At 35.7% G+C, this 25437-nt stretch carries 20 protein-coding genes and 1 pseudogene; 4 read left to right on the plus strand and 17 right to left on the minus strand.

Annotated elements, in window-relative coordinates; all coding sequences use genetic code 11:
• Positions 1-6: 6 nt before the first annotated feature.
• From CGC52_RS00740 to CGC52_RS00785, 10 genes are all read right to left on the minus strand, one after another.
• Entirely contained in the window at positions 7-1089 is a 1083-nt protein-coding gene (locus tag CGC52_RS00740) for a Wzz/FepE/Etk N-terminal domain-containing protein (protein WP_095893156.1), read from the minus strand.
• Between the two features lies 1 nt (position 1090).
• Positions 1091-3511 (minus strand): SLBB domain-containing protein, encoded by a 2421-nt coding sequence (locus CGC52_RS00745; protein ID WP_095893157.1) that lies wholly within the window; start codon positions 3509-3511, stop codon positions 1091-1093.
• A gap of 131 nt (positions 3512-3642) precedes the next feature.
• Positions 3643-4497: an N-acetylglucosamine kinase gene (locus CGC52_RS00750; RefSeq protein ID WP_042006500.1), complete on the minus strand. Its 855-nt coding sequence runs from the start codon at positions 4495-4497 to the stop codon at positions 3643-3645.
• A 76-nt stretch (positions 4498-4573) separates the two neighbouring features.
• Positions 4574-5575 carry a type I glyceraldehyde-3-phosphate dehydrogenase gene (gap, locus tag CGC52_RS00755; protein WP_042006499.1) on the minus strand — a complete coding sequence of 334 codons (1002 nt, stop codon included), beginning with the start codon at positions 5573-5575 and terminating at the stop codon, positions 4574-4576.
• Between the two features lie 138 nt (positions 5576-5713).
• Positions 5714-6190: a DinB family protein gene (locus CGC52_RS00760; protein WP_095893158.1), complete on the minus strand. Its 477-nt coding sequence runs from the start codon at positions 6188-6190 to the stop codon at positions 5714-5716.
• A gap of 203 nt (positions 6191-6393) precedes the next feature.
• A complete protein-coding gene (locus CGC52_RS00765; protein ID WP_042006497.1) occupies positions 6394-7020 on the minus strand; it encodes a hypothetical protein in 627 nt (208 codons plus the stop codon).
• A 378-nt stretch (positions 7021-7398) separates the two neighbouring features.
• A complete protein-coding gene (pfkA, locus tag CGC52_RS00770) occupies positions 7399-8379 on the minus strand; it encodes a 6-phosphofructokinase (protein WP_042006495.1) in 981 nt (326 codons plus the stop codon).
• A gap of 179 nt (positions 8380-8558) precedes the next feature.
• The gene (gene dnaN / locus CGC52_RS00775; RefSeq protein WP_042006493.1) at positions 8559-9686 is read right to left on the minus strand and encodes a DNA polymerase III subunit beta; all 1128 of its coding nucleotides are present in this window, start codon (positions 9684-9686) and stop codon (positions 8559-8561) included.
• Positions 9687-9987: 301 nt separating this feature from the next.
• A complete protein-coding gene (sucD, locus tag CGC52_RS00780; RefSeq protein ID WP_042006491.1) occupies positions 9988-10863 on the minus strand; it encodes a succinate--CoA ligase subunit alpha in 876 nt (291 codons plus the stop codon).
• A gap of 132 nt (positions 10864-10995) precedes the next feature.
• Complete coding sequence (locus tag CGC52_RS00785) at positions 10996-13491, minus strand: M60 family metallopeptidase (RefSeq protein ID WP_095893159.1); 2496 nt, start codon at positions 13489-13491, stop codon at positions 10996-10998.
• A gap of 274 nt (positions 13492-13765) precedes the next feature.
• Here CGC52_RS00785 and fumC point away from each other — a divergent pair, with 274 nt between their 5' ends.
• From fumC to der, 4 genes and pseudogenes are all read left to right on the plus strand, one after another.
• A complete protein-coding gene (gene fumC, locus CGC52_RS00790; RefSeq protein WP_042006488.1) occupies positions 13766-15163 on the plus strand; it encodes a class II fumarate hydratase in 1398 nt (465 codons plus the stop codon).
• A gap of 185 nt (positions 15164-15348) precedes the next feature.
• A pseudogene (locus tag CGC52_RS00795) lies at positions 15349-15594 on the plus strand (IS1 family transposase); the annotation flags it as partial.
• A gap of 114 nt (positions 15595-15708) precedes the next feature.
• Entirely contained in the window at positions 15709-16554 is an 846-nt protein-coding gene (locus CGC52_RS00800; RefSeq protein ID WP_042345297.1) for a DUF2911 domain-containing protein, read from the plus strand.
• A gap of 189 nt (positions 16555-16743) precedes the next feature.
• Complete coding sequence (der, locus tag CGC52_RS00805; protein ID WP_042345299.1) at positions 16744-18051, plus strand: ribosome biogenesis GTPase Der; 1308 nt, start codon at positions 16744-16746, stop codon at positions 18049-18051.
• A 77-nt stretch (positions 18052-18128) separates the two neighbouring features.
• Here der and typA read toward each other — a convergent pair whose 3' ends face one another.
• From typA to CGC52_RS00840, 7 genes are all read right to left on the minus strand, one after another.
• Positions 18129-19934, minus strand: a complete 1806-nt coding sequence (gene typA / locus CGC52_RS00810; protein WP_095893161.1) for a translational GTPase TypA — start codon at positions 19932-19934, stop codon at positions 18129-18131.
• 132 nt (positions 19935-20066) lie between these two features.
• A complete protein-coding gene (locus CGC52_RS00815; RefSeq protein ID WP_095893162.1) occupies positions 20067-20927 on the minus strand; it encodes a glycosyltransferase family A protein in 861 nt (286 codons plus the stop codon).
• Positions 20928-20960: 33 nt separating this feature from the next.
• Positions 20961-21272, minus strand: coding sequence for a septum formation initiator family protein (locus tag CGC52_RS00820; RefSeq protein ID WP_042345305.1), 312 nt, complete (start codon positions 21270-21272; stop codon positions 20961-20963).
• A complete protein-coding gene (udk, locus tag CGC52_RS00825) occupies positions 21273-21884 on the minus strand; it encodes a uridine kinase (RefSeq protein ID WP_042009643.1) in 612 nt (203 codons plus the stop codon). It abuts the gene before it with no gap.
• An 11-nt stretch (positions 21885-21895) separates the two neighbouring features.
• A complete protein-coding gene (murA, locus tag CGC52_RS00830) occupies positions 21896-23206 on the minus strand; it encodes a UDP-N-acetylglucosamine 1-carboxyvinyltransferase (protein ID WP_042009640.1) in 1311 nt (436 codons plus the stop codon).
• Positions 23207-23208: 2 nt separating this feature from the next.
• Positions 23209-23850, minus strand: coding sequence for a DUF4290 domain-containing protein (locus tag CGC52_RS00835; RefSeq protein ID WP_042009637.1), 642 nt, complete (start codon positions 23848-23850; stop codon positions 23209-23211).
• A 217-nt stretch (positions 23851-24067) separates the two neighbouring features.
• Positions 24068-25276 carry an RsmB/NOP family class I SAM-dependent RNA methyltransferase gene (locus CGC52_RS00840; protein ID WP_095893163.1) on the minus strand — a complete coding sequence of 403 codons (1209 nt, stop codon included), beginning with the start codon at positions 25274-25276 and terminating at the stop codon, positions 24068-24070.
• Positions 25277-25437 lie beyond the last annotated feature (161 nt).

Below are 25437 nucleotides of genomic sequence, written 5' to 3' on the forward strand. Positions count from 1 at the left end.
GCCTTACTAAGCTTCTTTCTTTTGTTTAATCTGTTTGATAAAATCTTTTATAAAAACACCTCCTATACCAATCACTATACCTAAAAATGTCCAAATAGCAACTATCATCGGTCGTTTTGGTTTTGAACGCTCATTAGGAACACTCACAGGTTCAATAATAGTGAAAATAGGTTGGTCTTCTTTTACTTTTATCTTTTTGCTTTCTAATTGTTTAGCCAATTCAGAGTATACGCTGAAAGCCAAATTATAATCTGTTTGTAATTGCTGTAAACGAGTTTGAGGTAACGAACTAAAAAGATTTCTATTTTTATCTTGAAACTGAGCCAAAGCAAATTGTTTACTCTTGAAATCTTTCTCAGCTTCTTGATAGCGTTCCTTAATAAAATCTAATTCTTCAACTGCTTTTTGAGTCTTAAATTCAGTAATACTCTCTTGTAATAAATTCTGAGCACTTTGTAACATCTGAGCAGCTGCTAAGGCCTCCGACATTGAGTAAGATAGCATAATCGTACCCTCTTTTTCATTGATTGTAATTGACAATTGACTATCAACGCTATTTAAAATTTCTCGCTCCTTTTGAGATAGTTGTAATACGGTCTTTTGTTCCTCAGAAGTGTTTTCTTCTTCTTTGCTTCCAAACAACAACCCAGGTAAACCTATAGTATATTTTTTCACATAATCCAATATACCAGGTTTTACATGATCCTCACAATAAGTTTTATAGGTAATCTTTTCTGAAATGTTTTCAAAATTCAAAGGAGTTTGTACTAATTTCTTTTTAAACGGAACACTTTGAACCACTTTTGGGTAAACTGTAATGGGAACCTCCTCTGAGGAAGCTCCGCCTAAGCTAATTCCAGCTATAGCCGCAAACCCACCTAATCCTCCTCCAATTGATTTACCATCAGTAGTTTGAGGAATCATCAGTGTAGTTGCGGTATATTCCTTTGACGAAAACAAAGCAACTAAGATTCCTATGATGAAAAATAAGATTGTAACTTTTAAGATATACTTACGAGCATCCCAAAGCTTTCGGATTAACTCCAATAAATCTATTTCATCTTCTTTTTTTTGTTTACTACTTTCCATTTTATTTTGTTATAACGTTATAAATCAATACCCCCATAGTGGTTATGGCTGAAATAATTCCGATGGTTTCTCCTGGTGAAAGTCGTTGACGTTCAGGTTTTGAAGGAACAATAATAATCGCTCCCGGCTTAATTTCTGGATAATTATTGAAAATCAAGGAAATATCTGTAGAACGAATATCACCATTAGCATACATCACATACACGGAACGTTTTTTAGCTCTATCAGAAAACCCTCCTGCTCTGTTCACATAATCACGAAGTGTCATCCCTTTTTGATAGCGAACCAGTGAAGGTGCTAACACTTCACCTCGAATTTCAACAGTTTGTTTTTCAGAGGGAATCAACAGCACATCGGATTCATTAAGAACCAAGTCATATTTACTATGCTTTTTTTCTAATATTTTTTGTAAATTAATTCCTATACGATATTCAGAAACTTTTTTTTCTATCTTTTTTAAAGATTTATCTTGATCACCAATGCTACCAATAGATATCAACTCATCCAAAAACTGCTCTTGCTTGACTTCACTCTCATCTAATTTCTTACGAATTAAAGTAGCTCCCTCAATATACGCATGAGGTGAAAATCCCCCCGCTCTCGCAATTAAATCTGAAATGCGCTCATCTTTGCTTTGTATGCTATACACACCAGGATAAAGTACCTCTCCTTCTATTTTTACGGATTGCATAGGAGTATAACCTTTAAGATAACGCACTGAAACGATGTCGTTGGGTTGTAATATAAAGTCCGAATCGTCTTCTGTTACTTTAAACTCTTGACTTAATTTTTTAAAATTTTGATCGTATGTTTCACGAAAAACGTCAATCGTTGACGCATCAGCTCCTTGTGCCAATCCTCCCGTAAGTACAATAACATCCTTTATAGTCATATTCTCCATAAAAGGAAGATCTTTAGGTTTATTAACAGCTCCTTCTACTTTTACAAAACGACTCATTTGTAAAGAATCCTTAAAAAAGATATGAATACTATCGTTATCTTTAAGAGCTATATTGTGCTTCTGTTCAATCAAATCCTTCACGGAAAAATTGATGGTTTGATAATCAACTCTATTCAAAGTTCTGAAAATCAGACCTCTTTCTAACGAAGCTTCTCTTTTAAGTCCATTAGCTCGATTTAATAAATCAAAAGCTGTCATTCCCTCTTTAAACTCATACGTACCAGGTTGGTAAACAGCTCCTCCAATACTCAATCGGTTTTCGTATTCATCTGTGATTGGATGGATGTTTAATTTATCTCCATTTTGCATTTTAAAATTTGCTATGTTTTCGAACATAACTTCACGAACTTCTCGTTTAGCATCTTTAATACGTTCAACAACCAATGTATTTACAAATGCATCTGATTCGAATCCTCCAAAAAAGGTAACTAAGTTTGCTAAAGTCTCTCCTTCCTTCGTTTCATAAGCTCCTTCTCTTTTTACACGACCCTCAACCCAAATACGATTTATGTAAGGAGGTACAATGATTACATCTTGGTCTTGCAATGTCAAATTGCCTTTTTCCGACCCTTTAATCAGGAAATCATAAACATCAAAAATAGCAACTTGTTTTCCTCCTCTGATTAATTTAATCTCTCGAAATGAACCACTTTCAGTGGGACCACCACAAGCATATAGAGCATTAAGAACTGTAGACAAAGCACTTAGCGAATATGTCCCAGGGACAACAACCTCTCCAATAATATTGACACTCACGGTACGCACCTGAGTGATAGTTACACCTGTATATATTTTGTTATAGCTACCTTCAGAAGCAGAAATTCCAGAATAAATACGCTTTAACTGAGAATTTACTTTCGCTTTAACTTGATTTAATGGCAAGCCTAACACATTAATTTTCCCTACACCATTAACAGATATATTACCTTGATTATCAACAACCTGTTTAAATGAAGTTTCTGTAGCTCCCCAAACTTCAATCAGCAATTCATCTCCTACCCCTACTTGATAAGTTTCAGGAGTTACCATATTGCTATTTGGCGTAAACGAAATTTTAGGATTTTTGAAAAAATTCATTCCAAAAATACTATTCTTATCATTTTTAACCGCTAATGAGTCTTTATTTTCTTGACCAGTAAACCCAATTGCTTCTGAATCAACTCGCTGTGATATTTGTTTCTGGTTAGAAGAAGGCGTTGATGTGGATAACTGCAAAATACGTTGTCTCAATTTATTTGCTTGATTTTCAGACATTCCTCGAGTTCGTACTCCTACAATAAGCTGTTCTAAAGAATAACCTTGATCTTGAGCCTTTTTCCAATAAGCTCTAATTTGCTCATCGGATAAGTTATCTACATTTACTGAAGATATTTGTTGTACATCCATTTCAGTCTGTGCTATAGACACATGAAACGACCCAATAAACAACAAAAAAACAACAAAAAGTTTAATTTTTAACATAATACTTCTATATTTGGCGCAAATATAAAACATATTTTTATAAGAGTAAAAGGGTAACGTTTTTTTTAGCAATAAAATAAAGACTTCAGCATAAAAAATGTTGAAGCCTTTATTCCATAATTTGATTTTGACTATTTCACTTTATTAACATGGAAAGCCACCAACCCATCAATAGGTTTACGTAATACGTTACCTAACTTCAAATTATTTTCTGTAAGCACCTCTTTTAGAATATCTTGCAAATAAAAAGCAATGCTTCCTACAAAATTAATTGGCACTTCATAACGAGCCTCGTATTGGGAAATCCAATGATCAACAAACAGCTGTACTCCATTACGAACAATATTTCGACAATAGTCGTGTTCCTTATTTTCTACAATGAACTTTGCAAACGTTGCTAAATAACTATTTGGATTCGGAAGTTTATACAAGTGATTTTTGATAACATCTGAGTTTAAATCATACTCTTTCTCAAATTTTTGAGCTAATTCTTTGGGCATTTTATTGAAAAAGTAATCTGTAACCAGACGCTTTCCGTAGAAGTTTCCGCTGGATTCATCCATCAGAATATATCCTAGAGAATCAACTGCTTGAACTAATTTTTCTCCATTCCAGTAGGAGCAATTAGCCCCCGTACCAAGAATACAAACAATAGCCTTATCTTCAGGACGCGTAGTTGCATAAACCGCAGCAAAAGTATCTTCTTTTACATCAATTTTGGCTGTTCTGAAAATAGTTTGCAAAGTACGAGCCATAAACGAAGTCATACGCTCTGTACCGCAACCTGCACCATAAAAATACAATCCTGTAACTTTATCTTTGTTTGAGAATAAGTCATTATTAGTCGTAATACGCTCAATAATGAGTTCCTCTGTCAAAACTTCTGGGTTCAAGCCCAAAGTTTGTGTAAAAAACAATTGCTCTCCTTTGTCATTTAGTGCCGTCCAATCCGCCTTGGTAGCTCCACTATCAACAATTAAAATCATATTTTTCTAATTTATTTATTGAATAATTAAAAAATTAAGGCTGTTTGACTCCGCCAAACAGCCTTGAAATATACTATTATAAAGAAGCTACGTGCTCTGCCAAATCAACCAATTTGTTAGAGTATCCTGCTTCGTTATCGTACCAAGAAACTACTTTGAAGAAGTTTTTGCTTAATGCAATACCTGCTTTCTCATCGTAGATTGAAGTTCTTTTATCTCCTACAAAATCTTGAGAAACAACAAGTTCGTTAGTATATCCTAAGATACCTTTCAACTCTCCTTCTGATGCTTTTTTCATTGCAGCGTTGATTTCTTCAAGTGAAGTATCTTTTTTAGTACGAACTGTTAAATCCACTACTGAAACGTCAGCTGTTGGAACGCGGAACGCCATACCTGTTAATTTTCCGTTCAATTCAGGAATAACTTTTCCTACCGCTTTAGCTGCTCCTGTTGATGAAGGAATGATGTTGATAAGTGCTGAACGACCGCCTCTCCAGTCTTTTTTAGAAGGACCATCAACAGTTAATTGTGTAGCTGTTGTAGCGTGAACTGTTGTCATCAAAGCCTCTTCAATTCCGAAAGCATCGTTGATAACTTTAGCGATAGGAGCCAAACAGTTTGTTGTACAAGAAGCGTTAGAAACGATGTTGTCAGTTGGTTTTACTGATTTGTGGTTAACTCCCATTACGAACATTGGAGCATCAGCAGATGGAGCAGAAATAACTACTTTTTTAGCACCTGCATTGATGTGAGCTTGAGCTTTTTCCAATGTAGTGAAGATACCTGTACATTCAGCAACTACAGTAGCTCCAACTTCATTCCATTTTAAGTTTGCTGGGTCTTTTTCAGCAGTGATACGAACCACTTTTCCGTCAACTACCAAGTTTCCGTCTTTTACTTCTACGTTTCCTTTGAAAGTTCCGTGAACTGAATCATATTTTAAAAGATAAGCGATGTATTCTACATCTTGAAGGTCGTTAATCCCTACGATTTCTACATTTGGTCTTTCGTAAACCGCTCTAAACACAAGACGTCCAATGCGTCCGAATCCGTTGATTCCAATTTTTAATGTTGACATAATTATTTTTTTTTGTTATTAATTTATTCTTTTTGCTGTTAGCGATTAGCTATTGGCTTTTGGCTGATAGCCTTTGTATTTCATTTTTTATAGTTTTTCTAATTTTGAAAATGTTTTTCAACAATTGATAATTAATTCCTAATACTCACCATAAAAGGCGGGTGGCTCTATGCCCAAAGCCCGCAGATAAACATAGCCTTGTCCTCGATGATGTATTTCATTTTCAAGTAGATAGATTAAATTCTCAATCACGGGATAATTGTACATTCCAAACATATTGAAAACCTCACGATATTTTTCTTGTGATGTTTCCTTGCCAAATTTTTGAATCAAAGCGGTGGTTTTGTCCCAATGGGTTAAAATTTCAGCTTTGGTTTTTCCGGCATATCCCATAAAATCAGAAAATTCAACAACTTGATTCTCAGATACTTGTTTAATTGACAAATCAGTTAGATAAACCAACTCATCAACGATATTTGCAAACGGACGCATTCCACCGATTGAAAATTCAAATAATTCTTTTTCGGGAAACGCTTCTATCACCTTACGTGTCAATCGCCGATTTGATTGCCAATTTGCGATCCATTCTTGGGGCGTGACGATATCTTTACTCACTTTTTCTACTATTTTAATCCTTGCAAATATACGATTTTTAAATGTTAAATTTTCACAAAAAAAACCTTTATATCCTATTTTGTTCTGCTTGTTTTTTTACTCTATTCCATTTTTAGGAGCAATGAGATAGTATCCACTATTACTTAAAGCAACTCCTGAATGGCAACGGGTTATCTATTGATGGTTTTCTTTTGTTTCTTTTTTTACAGAAGACCCTTATCTCTAATCTCTCTATGTATTTTGGAAATATCATCAGGGATTTCTCCTGAAATGAGCCAACGAACATCCAATCCGTTGTGAATTGCCGATTTTATCAAATACGGATTATCGGCAATCAGCTCTCCGAATTTTTGTAAATCTTCTTGAAACTCCATAAAATAATCTTCGTGCATTTTCTTTATCAAAATCAGCAATTTAAATGCTCGGGCAATAACTGCCGTACAAAATTTTTGAGCTTTTTTAAAATTTTGTTCCAAAATATCTTTTTTATGAGTTTCAAGAATTTTACAAATCATTGATAAATTCAACGAAATTTCCCCAAATTTATCTTTGGTTATGCTTACGTGTTCGTTAATCATACCGCTTAACTCACGAACTTCCATATTAAGCACTCCACACGAATAAAAATGTTTAGCTCTTCGCTCGATAATTTTCTCTATTTTTTCTTGTGTTTTTTGTCGCTTTTCTTCAACAGATTCTTCACTAACAAGTTCAAACAAAAGCCGATTTGCCAAGACCAAATCTTTTTTTAATAATCTGAAAATAAGCTTATCTTTTTCTGCTGATGATAAGTGACTTATCGCTTCTTTTAACTCTTTAGGTATAGTCATTCTTATTAGATTTCAAAAACTGTGTCTGCTTCTATTTCTAAATTCGGGAAAATCACCGAAGTAAAAAACATCGCCTTCAAAAATAGGTTTAAGTAGTCCATATTTGTTATCTTCCAAAACATACACAAAAATGGCTTTTTCAGTAGAATGAACTACCCAACATTCCTGAACATCAACCTCTCTTCGTATAACTCGTAAAAATCTTGCCCTTGAAAAGTTCTACTTTTTCCTTCTATTTTCAAAGTGAATAATCAGTTTAGGTATAAATCCCGTTTGGTTCCAATTGCCATAAACTTGTGATTTCCATAATATTTGTGTTTTTTGATTACTTAAAACTCAAAAATTGAAAATAACTTTTCAAGGGCAATGATTTTTGTATTATACGCTCATAATTTCTGCTACGCGAACAAGCTCCATATCCAATTTGCTTCCACCTTTGATGGCTTTTTCGAGCGGTGTTAAATCTATAACATCGTTATTTACTCCAACCATATAGTTTGATTTTCCTTCTAAAAGTGTTTCTACGGCTTTCACTCCCATACGACTGGCAAGAACACGATCATAGCACGAAGGAGCTCCTCCACGTTGCATATGCCCTAAGATTGCCACACGGATATCAAACCCAGGATGTTTGCTCTCCACGTATTCTTTCAATTGGAATACATTTTTCCCCGATTTGTCCCCTTCAGCAACAATAATGATATTCGAAGTTTTTCCTTTAGCATATCCTTTCTCTATATCAGCTAACAATTCTTCGGCTGTAGTATTTTCCTCTGGGATTAAGATTCGTTCAGCCCCTACTCCAATACCTGTATTCAGTGCTATAAACCCTGCATCGCGTCCCATCACCTCAATAAAAAACATACGATCATGGGAACTTGCCGTATCGCGGATTTTATCAATAGCCTCAACAGCTGTATTTAAAGCTGTATCGTACCCCAACGTATGGCTAGTTCCATAGATGTCGTTATCAATGGTTCCAGGAATTCCCATCACTGGAAAATTAAATTCTTCATTGAACAACAACGCTCCTGTAAAAGAACCATCCCCACCGATAACAATTAACGCATCTGCTCCTGATTTTTTTAGATTTTCATAAGCTTTTTTACGTCCCTCGGGAGTTCTAAACTCTTTAGAACGAGCTGATTTCAAAAATGTTCCTCCTTTGTTAATAGTATCACGAACGCTACGAGCATTCAACTCAACAAAATCGCCCTCTATCATTCCCTGATAGCCACGATACACACCTAATACTTCTACGTTGTGATATGCACACGTACGCACTACAGCACGAATGGCTGCATTCATTCCAGGAGCGTCTCCCCCTGAAGTCAATACTGCTATTTTTTTTACTGACATTGTCTTATTTATTTTTTATTTTCTATTCTATTTTTTGGGACGTAAAGTTACAGTTTTTTTCTTAAATATAAGATATTTTTTTCTTCTTTTTTCTCGAAAACGTTTTCCAAATCTAGGTTATTTATCAAATAACATATAAAAAGCTGCCTTTACAGACAGCTTTTAAAATTTATTTATTTTTATTGTGCTTGTTGGTTTAGCATAATAGGCATTGCCAACATAAGCACTTTCTCACCTACATCCAACCCATCAAGAGGAGTCAAAATTCCTGCCCTATTAGGATACGACATTTCGAGCATGACCTCGTCCGATTCTAAATTATTCAACATTTCAATCAAAAAACGGGAGTTAAATCCAATTTCTATATCATCCCCTTGGTAGTCACATGCGAAACGTTCTTCAGCTCGGTTACTATAATCAACATCTTCAGCTGAAATTTGCAGATCAGACCCTGCAACTTTCAATCGAATTTGATGTGTGGTTTTGTTGGAAAAAATAGAAACCCGACGTGCTGAACCTAAAAACTGTAATCTGTTTACAGTTAATTTATTAGGATTCTCTTTCGGAATTACTGCATCATAATTTGGATATTTTCCATCAATCAATCGGCAGATAATTTCCATATCATCAAAAGAGAATTTTGCATTACTTTCGTTATATTCAATCGTAACCTCCGATTCGCTTCCTGCTAAAATTCCTTTTAACAAGTTTAGAGGTTTTTTAGGCATAATAAAATCGGAACTTTCCGTTGCTTTGATATCCGTACGTTGGTATTTTACCAATTTGTGAGCATCCGTTGCCACAAAAGTCAAGCCCTCATCATTAAATTCAAAGAATACACCACTCATTGTCGGACGCAAATCATCATTTCCGACAGCAAAAATGGTTTTCTGAATAGCGGTAGCTAAGATATCTCCTAATAAACTTACTTTACTTGCTTCTGGTAAACTAATTGGTTTAGGAAAATCTTCGGCGCTGAAATAAGTCAACTGATAATTACCATTTGTTGTGCTGATTTCAATCTGGTTTCCTTCTTTCACAATGAAAGTAAGAGGTTGTTCAGGAAATGCTTTTAGTGATTCAATCAATAATTTAGCAGGAACGGCAATACTTCCTTCTGAATCAGACTCCACTTCCAAAGTACCTTTTACGGTGGTTTCCAAATCCGATGCTGAAACAGTCAAAAGATTAGGACTTAGTTCAAACAGAAAATTATCAAGTATCGGCATTGTGTTATTGCTATTAATAACTCCACCTATGACTTGTAATTTCTTCAATAAGTACGAACTTGATACAATGAATTTCATATTCTTACGATTTTTATTTTTCTTCCTTCCTCAGAAGGATGCTTTTTCATTACAGTATAATTTTAGCGACAAAAGTACTCAAAAAAAATATTTCTTCAAAAAAATATTTTATTATAAACTGAAAAAAATATTTTTTTGAAGAAATATTTTATTAAATCATTGATTTTCAAAATATAAAAATTATATCACGAAACCATAGATTTTCATTAACTTCTCAGACCTTACAGAAAAAATTTATAAATCAAAAAGGCTGTCCGTTTTTTATAGGACAGCCTATTCATTCACATTATCTTCTGAGAATTTATTTTTTCAATACTTCAGCTACTTTCTCCCCAATTTTAGCTGGTGAATCTACAACATGAATACCGCATTCTTTTAAAATACGTTTTTTAGCTTCAGCAGTGTCATCAGCACCTCCTACAATAGCTCCTGCATGTCCCATTGTTCTTCCTTTTGGAGCGGTTTCTCCAGCGATGAACCCTACAACAGGTTTTTTATTTCCGTTAGCTTTAATCCAACGGGCTGCTTCCGATTCCAACTGTCCTCCAATTTCTCCAATCATTACGATACACTCTGTTTCAGGGTCGTTCATTAAAAGTTCAACAGCTTCCTTAGTGGTTGTTCCGATAATTGGGTCACCTCCAATACCAATAGCCGTGGTAATCCCTAAACCTTGACGTACGATTTGATCTGCTGCTTCATAGGTTAAAGTTCCTGATTTTGAAACGATTCCTACTTTTCCTTTTTTGAAAATGAACCCGGGCATGATGCCTACTTTAGCTTCTTCAGGAGTGATAACCCCAGGACAGTTTGGCCCAATTAAACGACAGTCTTTATCTTTAATATAGTCCGATACTTTAATCATATCTGCAACAGGAATCCCCTCTGTGATAGTAATAATCACTTTGATTCCTGCATCGGCAGCTTCCATAATGGCATCAGCAGCAAATGCAGGTGGAACGAAAATGATTGAAACATCTGCTCCCGTTTCTTTAACAGCCTCTCTTACCGTATTAAAAACAGGTTTTCCTAAATGTACCTGCCCACCTTTGTTAGGAGTGATACCTCCCACTACGTTTGTTCCGTACTCAATCATCTGTTCAGCATGGAAAGTTCCCTCGCTTCCAGTGAATCCTTGTACAATTATTTTTGAATTTTTATTAACTAATACGCTCATGTTTTTTTATTTAGTATTTCGCAAAAGTAAATATTTCTTTCGAAAATAAAAAATTATTTATGCAGAAAAATCAAGAATACTGAATTTTAATTTTACAAGATAGGAGTTTACAACTGATGGTGTGTGATTGATTTAAAAAGTAACCTCGGTTCTTGTGCCGTCATAGGCAATTGCATAAACTATTACATTTGTTGCCGCTGTATTTTTAAAATCGAATGAATTTTTGTTGGTCGCATAAATCAAATCGTTATTACTGTAAACTTCATAAGCAACCACATTTTTATATCCAATGGTGGTCACTGTCGTCCCTCTTCTGGTAGCTGTCCCTTTAATAACGGAGGATTGGTCTCTGAAATATGTCCAATTGCTATCGCAAATATATTCTATCTTATCCGTTATTGGAGGAAGTCCTAAAACATTGATTTCTTTTCTGATTTGATCAACATACTCTTGCGTCACAGTCAATTGTCGGGTAGCATAATCTTTAATTGATTTATCAACAGGTTTATAGAATCCCCATTTTTCAAAAAAAGAAATAAGATTCATTCCCGCCATTTCAGAGGCTATTTTGGTGAAATCTACTTGATATTCTCCATCTTTCAAGGTAGGTTTTAAATCAATTGTTCGCATTTTCTCATAGAATCGTGCGTAAAAAGTAGGGTCATTTTTCACTCTTGAAAAGTATAAATTTAATTGCCAGAAAGGTATTAAACGGCAGAATACATCTGGAATTTCACAATTTGGCACATCTGGAATCAAACCTATGTTGTAAGCCTTTTCATAACGGTTATTATAACCACCCTCGCCTTGCATGGATTCTACTTCCAAACGTGTTGGGGTATTCCAAGCGGTTTGGATATTCATAGGGTTCATATTTACGGAAACTTCGGTCATACCAATCCACTGAAAAACAGGAGGTACTTGATGAGCATGTCCAATTTCGTGTGCTACCCCCCAAATGTTATTCCCTGTTTTCAAAACATCGGGATTACAAACCGTTGACATAGTACTTTCGTGATAGGAAGTCCTATATGCCGTACAATACATGTAAGAGTGATACATCACTTGAAAATAAGCTCTATTGGTCATGGCTCTCTCGCCTATAGTTCCTGCAAAAATATGGGTTTGACGCACAATTTCATCATAAATATCAATCAATTCCTTTCCTTTAGAAGTTGCGTATGCCTTGTAACTTTCGGTCGGATAGCACAAATGAGCATGTTCTCCAATTACATCAAAATACTTATTAGTTGCAGCACTTATCAAACGATTCCAATCATTAACCGCAGTATGTTTTGTTTTATCGTAGTATCCATTGACATTCCCTGTTGCAAAATGTATTTTAATTCTGGGTGCTGTTGCATAGTTAGGAGTTTGGTACTGTAAATAGATAAGTCCCTTTGAACCTGCTTTTATTTTGTTAACACCTTCATACAAGGGATGATATGAAGCTTGGTCAAAACCATCTCCCCCTGGTTTATCCAAGTTCATTATTTTAATTTGTAGCTTTTGACCCTTGGTTTCTCCTACAAAAACAACCAAATCTTCTCCTTCGTTCACGGAAATTCCCGTTGGATTATCAAGATTACTATAGGCATATTGCATACGATTTTTAGTCTTAATTACATTTGGATCAGCCCAAGCTCTATATTCCTGTATGCGAAATTCTGACTGATATTGATTGTTTTTAATTAGCATAGCTATATTCTTATAAAATGTATTGCTAATACTTTGAATCTCTTGCTCGGTAATTCCTTCTTTAAGTTCCGAACAAGTTATATCTTTAAATATGGAAAGAGCATCAGAATTACTGGTTCTTTTAGCATAGAATTCAATTTCTGCAGCAGATGCAAATCCTGCCCCATTGCCTTGTCCCGATTTAACAACGAGCTTAAACGACTTTGCTCCTACAATGGTTGCACCGAAGTTCACTCGACTCACAGCCCCTGTACCACCAAAATCAACATCTTTAACTTTTGTATATTCGTATTTCTTCTCCGTACTAACCCAAATTTCTACCTCTTTAAAATGACCATTCGAGCTATTGGTTCTCGGGTAATACATCATATAATCCACGTCCTTTGCACTTTCCAATGCTAATTCGATGGTAATCGGAAAATAATTAGAGGCTCTGTTGTCCCACGCCGAATGATATATCTCAGCATCTGAACCCCCTTTCAAATTTCCATCAAAGACCTTTTCAATCTCGGAACCCTTCTGAAAAGAAGACGCAGAACCTGTAACTATTTTCAACTTCAAATCATTTTCTATGCTATCCGGATTTGGATATATACCAAGCTGGGTTACCAAAAAATTGTAAGTTACTCGTTCTCCTATTAATTGTAAAGTTGCTGAACGCTCTCCTCCCTTATTTGAGACTGTTGCAATTTTAAACCCTCCTTTTTCCTTTACGGCTGTTAGCCATGAAGCAGCTTCCGTTGGCACTACAATTCGCCAATTCGATACATTTGTTTGTACTTCAATAAACTCAAAAGACGCTTCTCTAGAAACTTCTATGGAATCTTTAAGGGTAAAGTAAGGCGTTTCCTCTACTTCCTTTTTACATCCAACAGTGAGTATTGCTGTAAATGTAAAAAATAACAATGTTTTTATCAATTTTATTCTCATTTCTACGTTAGTTTTCGACAAAAGTATCAAATATATTTTTCTCTTACAATGCTTTGATAAAATATGTTGAACAGAAAATAATCAAACAGGAAACACTTCGATATAAAACAGTTTTGCTCACTGAGAGCGAATATCAAACAGAAATAGTGTAAATATGTATATGATAAAAGCTACATAAAAAAATCTTAAAAAATTTCTTCTTTTTATTTTTAATTTAGTAACTTTGTAGAGTTTTAGAACCAAAAAATCGTTTAATATAAAATAAAAGAATACAATGAATTACAGAATTGAAAAAGACACAATGGGTGAAGTAAAAGTTCCTGCCGACAAATATTGGGGAGCTCAAACCGAACGCTCACGCAACAATTTTAAAATCGGTGCACCTGCTTCAATGCCTATTGAAATTGTTCGCGGTTTCGCTTATCTAAAAAAAGCTGCTGCTTATGCAAATTGCGATCTAGGTGTACTTCCTATTGAAAAGAGAGATGCCATTGCACAAGTTTGTGATGAAATTTTAGAAGGAAAATTAGATGACCAATTTCCGCTTGTAATTTGGCAAACGGGTTCCGGAACGCAGTCAAATATGAACGTAAACGAAGTAATTGCGAACCGTGCACAAGTACTTTCAGGCGGGAAAATAGGCGAAGGTGATCCTGTTTTAAAAGCAAATGATGACGTAAACAAATCGCAATCTTCAAACGATACTTTCCCAACAGGAATGCATATTGCTTGTTATAAAATGGTGGTTGAAAAAACTATCCCTGGCGTAGAACAACTTCGCAACACCTTAAAAGCTAAAGCTGAAGCCTTCAAAGATGTAGTAAAAATTGGACGTACTCACCTTATGGACGCCACACCACTTACCTTAGGACAAGAAATTTCAGGATATGCAGCTCAATTGGATTATGGACTTAAAGCCCTTAAAAATACATTGGCTCATCTTTCTGAATTAGCCTTAGGTGGAACTGCTGTAGGAACAGGTCTCAATACTCCAAAAGGATACGACGTGAAAGTAGCTGAATACATTGCTAAATTCACAGGACATCCATTTGTTACAGCTCCTAACAAATTTGAGGCTTTAGCATCGCATGATGCAATTGTGGAAGCTCATGGAGCTTTGAAACAATTAGCGGTTTCTTTGAACAAAATTGCAAATGATATTCGTATGTTGGCTTCTGGGCCTCGTTCAGGAATTGGAGAAATATTAATCCCTGAAAATGAACCTGGTAGTTCTATCATGCCAGGAAAAGTAAACCCTACACAGTGTGAAGCACTTACAATGGTTGCTGCTCAAGTTATGGGTAATGACGTTGCTATTTCCGTTGGAGGAGCTCAAGGTCACTACGAGTTGAATGTCTTCAAACCTTTGATGGCTTCAAACTTCTTGCGTTCAGCAGAATTATTAGGAGATGCTTGTGTGTCATTTGACGAACATTGTGCACAAGGAATTGAACCTAATCACAGACGTATCAAAGAGTTAGTCGATAATTCTTTAATGTTGGTTACCGCTTTAAATACAAAAATAGGATATTACAAAGCTGCTGAAATTGCTCAAACAGCACACCGAAACGGAACTACTCTGAAAGAGGAAGCCGTTCGTTTGGGATACGTAACCCCTGAGGATTTTGACGCGTGGGTGAAACCAGAAGATATGGTAGGTAGTCTAAAATAAAATTTAAACTCAGAAAACAAAAGAGGCTGTCCTTTTCGGACAGCTTCTTTTCAAATTATCAGCTCTAAAAATATTGTTTAGCACGTTTTACTTTATTTGGCTATTAAATATAGTTTTTGTATACTTGGCAGAAAAATAAGAGATGGATTGTCCAATTTGTAAAAGCAAAAACAAAATAAAAAATGGAATTATCAAAGGTGTATTGTACGGATTATTGGAAAAGCTACAAAGAGTTTATCCCTGCTGAAAAGCATCTGCAAACTAAAGCGGAAACTTATACTGTTGAAAGTTACAACAGCAGAATTCGGCATTATTTAGCCCGATTTAGAAGAAAAACCAAATGTTACACAAAACAATTATATATGATGATTTACAGTTTAAAATTATTAATGCTTAAACTAAACAATGAACTATCTATACTTAATTACTAATTCCAAAGCAAATAATATTAAATAATATCAAATAAAATTATAGCTATAAAAATTAGTTCAAATTCAAAAAAATATATATTTTTGTGGAATAATATAATTAAATCTTAGTTTAGTATGAAGAAAATAGCTATTTCTATCGTTGCTTTATTGACATTTCAACTGGGTATGGCTCAGTTAAAAACACCAAACGCGAGTCCTAAATCATCAATAAATCAGACTATTGGACTTACGGAAGTACAGATAACTTACGCTCGTCCGTCAGTGAAAAACAGGGTTATTTTCGGAGATTTGGTTCCATACGGAAAAATTTGGCGTACTGGAGCTAATGCTGCTACGGTTATTGAGTTTTCTACTCCAATAACTTTTGGAAATACAGAAGTCAAAGCAGGAAAATATGCTCTTTATTCTGTGCCTGACACCAACCAATGGAAAGTATTTTTATATGCTGACTCAGAATTGTGGGGAGCTCCAGGTAAAAATTTCGATCAAGGAAAGGTAATTGCAGAATCTGTTGTCAAACCATTAACTATAAACCCCAAAGTAGAAACTTTTACGATTGGTTTTGATGAAATTCGTAATAATGATGCCATGCTTACCCTTGCATGGGATAATATCTTAGTAAAAGTCCCTATCAAAGTAAATACCCGACAAGCCGTAATCGAAAGTATAGGAAAAACAATGAACGGCCCAACAGCAAGTGATTATCACAGAGCTGCTATGTTCTATTTTGAAGAAAATATAGATTTAGACAAGGCTTTGGAATGGTCATCAAAAGCGGTGGAACTTAACCCTACAGCTTATTGGGTACAAAAACTGAAATCTGATATCCAAGCAGCCAAAAAAGATTATAAAAATGCTATCAAAACTGCTGAAATAGCTTTGGAAAGAGCTCAAAAAGCAGGAAATGATGGTTATGTAAAGGCTATCCAAGAAAATATAAATGCTTGGAAAAAGAAGTAAAAACAATTGAAATCGTAGAAAGGCTATCCGCAAACTTTTTGGGGTAGCCTTTTTTATTGCTACTCCTCCCCCACTTTATTACGCTACATTTCTTTATGTGATAATCAAATTTGAGAACCTTTTCCGTTTGCCCACCCAATTGCGTTTCCTAATTATTTTTATATCTTTGCACAAAAAATAAGCAAAATTATGAGTGCAATAGTTGCCATTGTAGGTCGCCCAAATGTAGGGAAATCTACTTTTTTTAATCGACTAATAAAACGCCGTGAGGCGATTGTTGATGCTGTGAGTGGAGTTACACGTGATCGTCATTACGGGAAAACGGATTGGAATGGAGTTGAATTTTCTGTTATTGATACAGGAGGATATGTTTTAGGGAGCGACGATTATTTTGAAAAAGAAATAGATAAACAAGTTACTTTAGCCATTGATGAGGCTGATGCCATTATTTTCATGGTAAACGTGGAAGATGGCGTTACAGGAATGGATGAAACAGTGGCTGATTTGCTTCGAAAGTCAAAAAAGCCGATTTTTGTAGCTGTAAATAAAGTAGATAGCAACAATCGAGTGGCTGATTCACACGAATTTTATGCCTTTGGTTTTGAAAATGTGTATACACTATCCAGTTTAAATGGAAGTGGCAGTGGTGAGTTATTGGACGACCTGGTAAAGGTACTTCCTATTAAAGAAGGTGATGAAGAAACAGAGCAATTACCCCGTTTTGCAGTGGTTGGACGACCTAATGCAGGAAAATCATCATTTATCAATGCATTGATTGGAGAGGATAGATATATAGTTACAGACATTGCAGGTACTACACGCGATGCAATTGACACAGAGTACAACCGATTTGGATTCAAATTTAATTTGGTTGATACAGCGGGTATCCGTCGTAAATCAAAAGTAAAGGAAGATTTGGAATTTTATTCCGTGATGCGTTCTATTCGAGCCATAGAACATGCCGATGTGTGTATCCTGATGATTGACGCAACACGTGGGTTTGAAGGTCAAGACTCTAATATTTTTTGGTTAGCGGAACGGAACCGAAAAGGAATCGTTATTTTGGTAAATAAATGGGATTTGGTTGAAAAACAAAATAATACGATGAAAGAGTATGAAGCAATCATACGTAAAGAAATTGCTCCATTCACTGATGTACCGATTATTTTCATCTCAGCACTGAGCAAACAGCGTATTTTTAAAGCTATTGAACAGGCTGTGGAAGTTTATAAAAATCGTTCAAAGCGTGTTCAAACCTCAAAGCTAAACGAAATTATGTTACCTCTGATTGAAAGTTATCCACCACCTGCCATCAAAGGTAAGTATATCAAAATTAAATATTGTATGCAATTACCTACACCAATGCCTCAATTTGTGTTTTTTGCCAATTTGCCTCAGTATGTAAAAGAACCTTACAAACGATTCATTGAGAATAAATTACGCGAAAACTTCGATTTTAGAGGAGTTCCAATTGATATTTACTTCAGACAAAAATAGTCATATCATATTGATAAAAAAGCCGAAAGTGCAATACTTTCGGCTTTTTTATTACTTCTTTAAAAGAAATCTTACAATTATTTAAACTCTTTTTCGTAACGTTTGCGGTCGTTTTCGTTTAGGTAGATTTTACGCAGACGCAATGATTTTGGCGTAACTTCTACGTATTCATCTTTTTGGATATATTCCAAAGCTTCTTCCAAAGAGAATTTAATAGCAGGAGCAATACGCATTTTGTCGTCCGCACCCGCCGAACGTATGTTAGTGAGTTTCTTGGTTTTAGTAACGTTTACCACCATATCATCACCACGTGAATTTTCGCCTATTACTTGTCCTTCGTACACATCTTCGTTCGGGTCGATGAAGAATTTCCCTCTATCTTGCAGTTTATCAATAGAATATGGGATAGCTTTTCCGTTTTCCATAGAAATTAACGAGCCATTGATACGCCCTGATATTTCGCCTTTGTAAGGTTGGTATTCCAAGAAACGATGTGCCATAATGGCTTCTCCAGCAGTAGCAGTAAGTATTTGATTACGAAGACCTATAATCCCTCGTGATGGAATGATGAACTCAATAACCATTCGTTCGCCTTTCGGAGTCATTGACAACATTTCACCTTTACGAAGAGTTACGAACTCTACAGCTCTTCCTGATAGATTTTCAGGTAGGTCGATGGTCAATTCTTCAACGGGTTCGCATTTCACTCCATCGATCTCTTTTATAATTACCTGTGGCTGACCGATTTGTAATTCATAACCTTCACGACGCATCGTTTCGATAAGTACTGAAAGGTGCAATACACCACGTCCGAAAACCATAAATTTGTCGGCACTATCGGTAGGTTCTACGCGAAGGGCAAGATTTTTCTCCAATTCTTTCTCCAAACGCTCCTTAATATGGCGTGAAGTTACGAATTTTCCTTCTTTTCCGAAGAAAGGAGAATCGTTGATAGTGAATAACATACTCATTGTAGGCTCATCAATGGCGATGGTAGGCAAGGCTTCTGGATTTTCAAAATCGGCAATGGTGTCACCGATGTCAAAACCTTCTAGTCCTGCGATGGCACAGATGTCACCCGCTTGTACTTCATCGATTTTTTTACGTCCTAATCCGTCAAAAGTGTGTAATTCCTTAATTTTTGATTTTGTGATAGTTCCGTCGCGTTTTACCAACGAAACATTCATTCCGCTTTTTAGCACACCACGTTGCAAACGCCCGATAGCAATTCGACCTGTAAAAGAAGAATAGTCTAAAGAAGTGATAAGCATTTGTGTGGTTCCTTCCTCTACTTTGGGCGATGGAATATGCTTGATAACCATATCTAAAAGCGGGTCGATAGAATCGGTTTGGTTTTTCCAATCTTCTGACATCCAATTGTTTTTGGCAGAACCATACACGGTAGGGAAATCCAACTGCCATTCTTCGGCACCGAGTTCAAACATTAGGTCGAACACTTTTTCGTGAACTTCATCAGGGGTACAATTCTCCTTATCTACTTTGTTTACAACCACGATAGGTTTGAGTTTCATTTCGATAGCTTTTTGAAGCACGAAACGCGTTTGTGGCATTGGACCTTCAAAAGCATCTACCAAAAGAAGCACTCCGTCCGCCATATTAAGCACACGTTCCACCTCACCACCGAAATCGGCGTGTCCTGGAGTGTCTATGATATTGATTTTTGTTCCTTTATAATTCACGGAAACATTTTTAGAAAGAATAGTAATTCCGCGTTCGCGTTCAATGTCGTTGTTGTCCAAAATCAATTCTCCCGACTCTTGATTTTCTCTGAACAACGCACAGTGGTGTAGTATTTTATCTACCAAAGTGGTTTTTCCGTGGTCAACGTGGGCAATGATTGCGATGTTTTTGATTTGTGTCATATAGTAAAGTAATAATTTTTCAGGCGACAAAATTACAAAAAAAGTATTTGTTTACAACAAAAGATGAAAAAAAATCAAATAAGAGATTAAAAACATAAATAAATACAACGTTTAGAGAGATTTTGTACAATTTTATGATTTGATTTTCAATAATTGTTTCCAAACCCCTTTCCATCGATAGTTGCGAATCCACTGACCTTGTTTGTAGGTTACCAAGTATGGTTGTTTTTCACGTTTGGCATTAAAATAACCTTGTAGATAATCTTTAAAAAGTTGCCATTTTCTTTTTTTCGATGCTAATTTAGCAGAAGCTAAGAGTGATAACCAAAATCCATAGCGGAGGCGATAGAAAACACCGCCTTGTAGCAGACGAGCTTGGAGAGTGTAACTCGTTCCTGTAGGTTTTAAATGTTTGACTTTCAGTGATGAATCAGTACATACTTCCCATCCGAAATAACGAGCAAGTAACTCATCGATAGTGTCCCAACCCATAGCAGGAGGCAGTCCACCTATGTTCGAAAAACAATCTTTCCGATATGCTTTTAAAGCTCCTCGTAAATGATCCCTGTTGGTCAGATTTTCTAATTCCCAAGTGCCGTTTTTTTCAATATAACAAAATCCCCCGCACATGCCTAATTGTGAGTTTTCAAGGAAATGTCGTTGTAGAGTAGCTAAATAATCTGTAGGAAACACTAAATCTGCATCAAACTTGCAGATTATATCAATATCTTTGCGCAAAAAAGGTAGTCCTGTATTGAAGGTTTGTACTACTTTGCTACCAGGAAGGTGTTTTCCTGTATTTTCTTTGCGAATAACTTCTAAAATAGGATTTTTCCGACGTATTTTATCTAAAATTAATGGGGTTTCATCCGTTGAAGCGTCATCTACTACGATAATTTGTGTTGGTAATAGCGTTTGATTAAACAATGATTCCAAAGTTTGTGCAATGTAATTAGCTTCGTTATGAGCGGGGATGATAATACCAAAATTCATAGACTATATGTAAAATAACTTCGTAATATTTTATTAATCAATAGTGTCATGCTCAATAATATAAACATCCTCATTGTCGTGTTTCAGGTAGTACTCTTCTCGTCCCAAACGTTCACGACCTTCATCGGTATCTAAAATCAATAGCATTTCTTTATCTTTTTCAATTTCCTTTTGTAGAAACTGTTTTTGTCGATTCAATTTATGAATTTCCTTATTCAATTCACGGTGTGTGAGTAAAGAATTAGAATCAAAAAAAGCCATCCAAAAGAAAAAACAAAACAGAATAAAGACATACAGTCTATATCCTTTGAGAAATGAAATGTATTGAAAAATAGTTTTTTTCATTTAATTTGCTAAGATGCGATTATGTACAATGGTTTTAATGATGTCAATAGCTACGAAATTACGTCTATTATTAGGTATTATAATGTCTGCATATTCTTTTACTGGTTCAATAAACTTCAAGTGCATCGGTTTGAGAGTGGTTTGATAGCGGTTCAACACCTCTTCTACGTCGCGTCCTCGTTCGGTAATGTCGCGTTTAATACGTCGGATAAGTCGTTCATCAGGGTCGGCATGTACATAAATCTTAATATCGAACAACTCACGGATATCAGCACGTGAAAAAATTAAAATTCCCTCTACAATGACTACTTTAGTTGGTTTTATCAGTACCGTTTCGCCTGTTCTGTTGTGTTCAACGAAAGAATAGACGGGACTTTCCACTGGTATTCCTGATTTTAGAGATATCAAATGTTGTTTTAGTAAATCAAAATCGATAGAATCGGGGTGGTCAAAGTTTGTTTTTACCCTTTCGGTATAAGGCAAATGACTCATTTCCCGATAGTAAGAATCCTGTGAAATGACACTTACTTCTTGGGATAATTCACTAACAATTTGATTTACAACGGTTGTTTTTCCACATCCCGTTCCTCCTGCAATTCCTATAATGAGCATCTTTTTATATTTTAGTTTACACGTATGATTTTAGCTCCTAAGGAACGTAATCGTTCATCGATATCTTCGTAACCTCGGTCAATTTGTTCAATGTTATAGATAATTGACGTTCCTTTGGCAGAAAGTGCTGCGATAAGCAAGGCAATTCCAGCACGTATGTCGGGTGAAGTCATCAATGTGGCTCGTAAGGGTGATTTGAAATCGTTACCTATGACAGTAGCTCGATGCGGGTCACACAGAATAATTTTTGCCCCCATATCAATAAGTTTATCAATGAAAAACAAGCGACTTTCGAACATTTTTTGGTGAATAAGTACCTCCCCACGAGCTTGGGTAGCAACTACTAAAACGATACTCAGTAAATCAGGCGTAAATCCAGGCCAAGGAGCATCAGCAACTGTCAGAATAGAGCCATCAATATAACTTTGAATTTCATACCCATCTTTGTGGGCAGGAATATAAATATCATCACCTTGGCGCTCTAATTTAATACCTAACTTACGGAATACGTTGGGAATCAATCCTAAATGCTCCCAGCCTACGTTTTTAATTGTAATTTCGCTTTGAGTCATGGCTGCAAGTCCAATCCAGCTACCTATTTCAATCATGTCCGGCAATATAGTATGTGTGCATCCCGATAGTTTTTCTACTCCGTTGATAGTAATAAAATTAGAACCAATACCCTGAATGTCAGCCCCCATATTGTTTAACATACGACACAGTTGTTGTACGTAGGGTTCGCAAGCGGCATTGTAAATCGTGGTAGTTCCTTTAGCTAAGACTGCTGCCATAATTATATTCGACGTTCCCGTAACCGAAGCCTCGTCTAATAGCATATCCGTTCCTGTGAGTCCATTTGCTTTTACGCTATATATGTGATTGTCAGAATCATATTTGAAGTCAGCTCCTAATTTTATAAACCCTTCAAAGTGGGTATCTAAACGTCTTCGACCTATTTTGTCACCTCCTGGTTGCGGAATATATGCCACACCAAAACGTGTTAAAAGAGGCCCAACAATCATTATAGACCCTCGTAAACTTTGTCCTTCAGAGTGAAATGCCATGGATTCCAAGTAGTTGATATTGATTTCATCGGCTTGGAAACTATATGATCCTTTTCCTAATTTTTGAGTTTTCACTCCTAAGTTTTCAAGTAATGACATCAATTTATTGATGTCTAAAATATCTGGTATATTGTGAATGGTCACTTTTTCATCGGTGAGCAGTACAGCACATAAAATCTGTAGTGCTTCATTCTTAGCACCTTGTGGAGTAATTTCACCCTTAAGCTGATGCCCCCCTTCAATTTTAAAAATTCCCATACTTATTTTGTTTTTTTATGATTTGTAGCTCCTTTTTTATTGTTTTGAGATGTATTTTTTCTGGTCAGATTCTGTTTTGTTTTAATCAATTCCTGACTGGTTGTTAAATCTTCTTTATCTTGCTTTAAATCAATCTGCCCATTGCTTAATTCATACAGATGTTGGAAGATTACTTCGTCCTCAACAGTTTCTTTATTCCAATTTAAGTAACTTTTTTTCATATGATTCGCTATTGAGAATTTCAATGCTGTTTTTAAATCACTTTCTTCCCAACGCACACAAACATCAATCATTTTTTTGATATTGTTACCGTAAAAACGATATTTTGGATGACTTTGGGGGTAGTTCAACCTGTCAGGGTGTCGTACTAAAACAGCTTCTGTTGGACGTTCAAAAGGAGAATCTACATCCAGCTGAAATCCCGACATGATGAAAAGTTGATCCCATAATTTATGTTGGAAGTCAGGCACATCTCTTAAATGTGGATTTAGATTTCCCATTACTGCAATAATTCCTTTGGCGGTATTGTTGCGTTCTTCTCGGTCTTCGATATGAATTGCCTTCTCAATCATTTTCTGGATATGTCGACCATATTCAGGAATGATTAAAGGGGTACGTTCTGTGTTATATTCTAAGCTCTCCAAAATTATTTAGATGTTTTAATTTTAAATGATTTAATAGTCCTACTAAGGTACTTATTTTCTAGTGTTTTTTATCAAAATATTCAAAACACTACAACTATTCTTAGGGAAAAATCCATTTTATATCTTTTCTGAGGAATTTCTATTTATTGTTAAAACCTAATAGCTCCTACAGAATTAATAAATTGAGTCTCTATCACGCAAAGTTATGAAAAAAATTTTACTTTTTCCGCATTCGAGCCATATAAAATCCGTCGTAGCCTGTTTGGTGTGCAAAAATATTTTCTTCAGTTTCAAATATAAAGTTTTTACCTGCCTCAGACTCTAAAAAAGTTTCTACTTGTTTTTGATTTTCCGAAGGAAGTATGGAGCAGGTTGCGTAAACCATTTTTCCTCCTGGCTTTACCATCTTGCTGTAATCTTGCAAAACCTGCTGTTGTGTTTCCCTAATTTTATTTAAAAATTCAGGTTGTAATTTCCATTTAGCATCTGGATTACGTTTAAGCACTCCCAATCCACTACAAGGTGCATCAATCAATACGCGGTCGGCTGTGTTTTGCATTCGTTTAAGGTGTTTATTATCAATAACTTTGGTTTCTATATTGAATACCTCATTACGACGGGCTCGACGTTTGAGTTCTTGCAATTTGTTCTCATAAATATCCATTGCAATAATTTGCCCTTTATTTTTCATCAGCGATGCCAAGTGTAGGGTTTTTCCACCAGCACCGGCACATGTGTCAATCACTCGCATTGAGGGAAGTACCTCCAAGAAAGGAGCTACTCTCTGTGACGAAGCGTCTTGCACCTCAAACATACCACTTGAAAAAGCCTTGGTAGTGAATATGTTAGCTCTCTGAATCAACTCTAAGGCTTCAGGATAGGATTTTAGAAGTTTTGTTTCGATACCTTCATTTCTTAATAGGTTTTTGAGCTGTGCAGGAGCAATTTTTAGAGTATTCACTCGTAATACAACAGGAGCTAATTCATTGAGGGCAGTGAGCTCTTTGCTCCAAATATCTGAACCTAACTCCGCTTCTCCCAAAGCATCAAGCCAGTCGGGAACGGAATCTTTAAATTTACGTATTTTTGAAAGTTCATCAAATTTGCCTTTAATACGACGTTGGGGTGTGTTCTCAAAACACGACCAATCGGGCAAATGAACACCTTTAAGAACTGCCCATACAGCAAACATCCGAAATAAATCATGTGAAGAAAACGGAGCTTTTACCTCTGCAATTTCAGCATACAGACGTTTCCATCGTACAATGTCATACATCGTTTCGGCTATGAAAGCACGATCACGAGCCCCCCAGCGTTTATCTTTTTTCAGTTGTCTTTCAACTACTTTATCGGCATACTGTTGCTCGTTAAAAATAAACCCCAATCCTTCGATGACAGCCTCTGTAAGATTTCGATGTAATCGCATGTTTAAATTTTTATTGATACTATTTTACTTTAAATATACTTTTGAAATATAGGTACGTAGTACCATAGGTGAAGTTAAATAAAAACTATTCTACTGTATAACAAGCGGACAAAGGTAGTCATTTGTATATGAATAAACAACTATCATCAACAAATCGCACT

This window comes from Capnocytophaga sp. H2931 (genome assembly GCF_002302535.1).
GTDB lineage: Bacteria > Bacteroidota > Bacteroidia > Flavobacteriales > Flavobacteriaceae > Capnocytophaga > Capnocytophaga canis.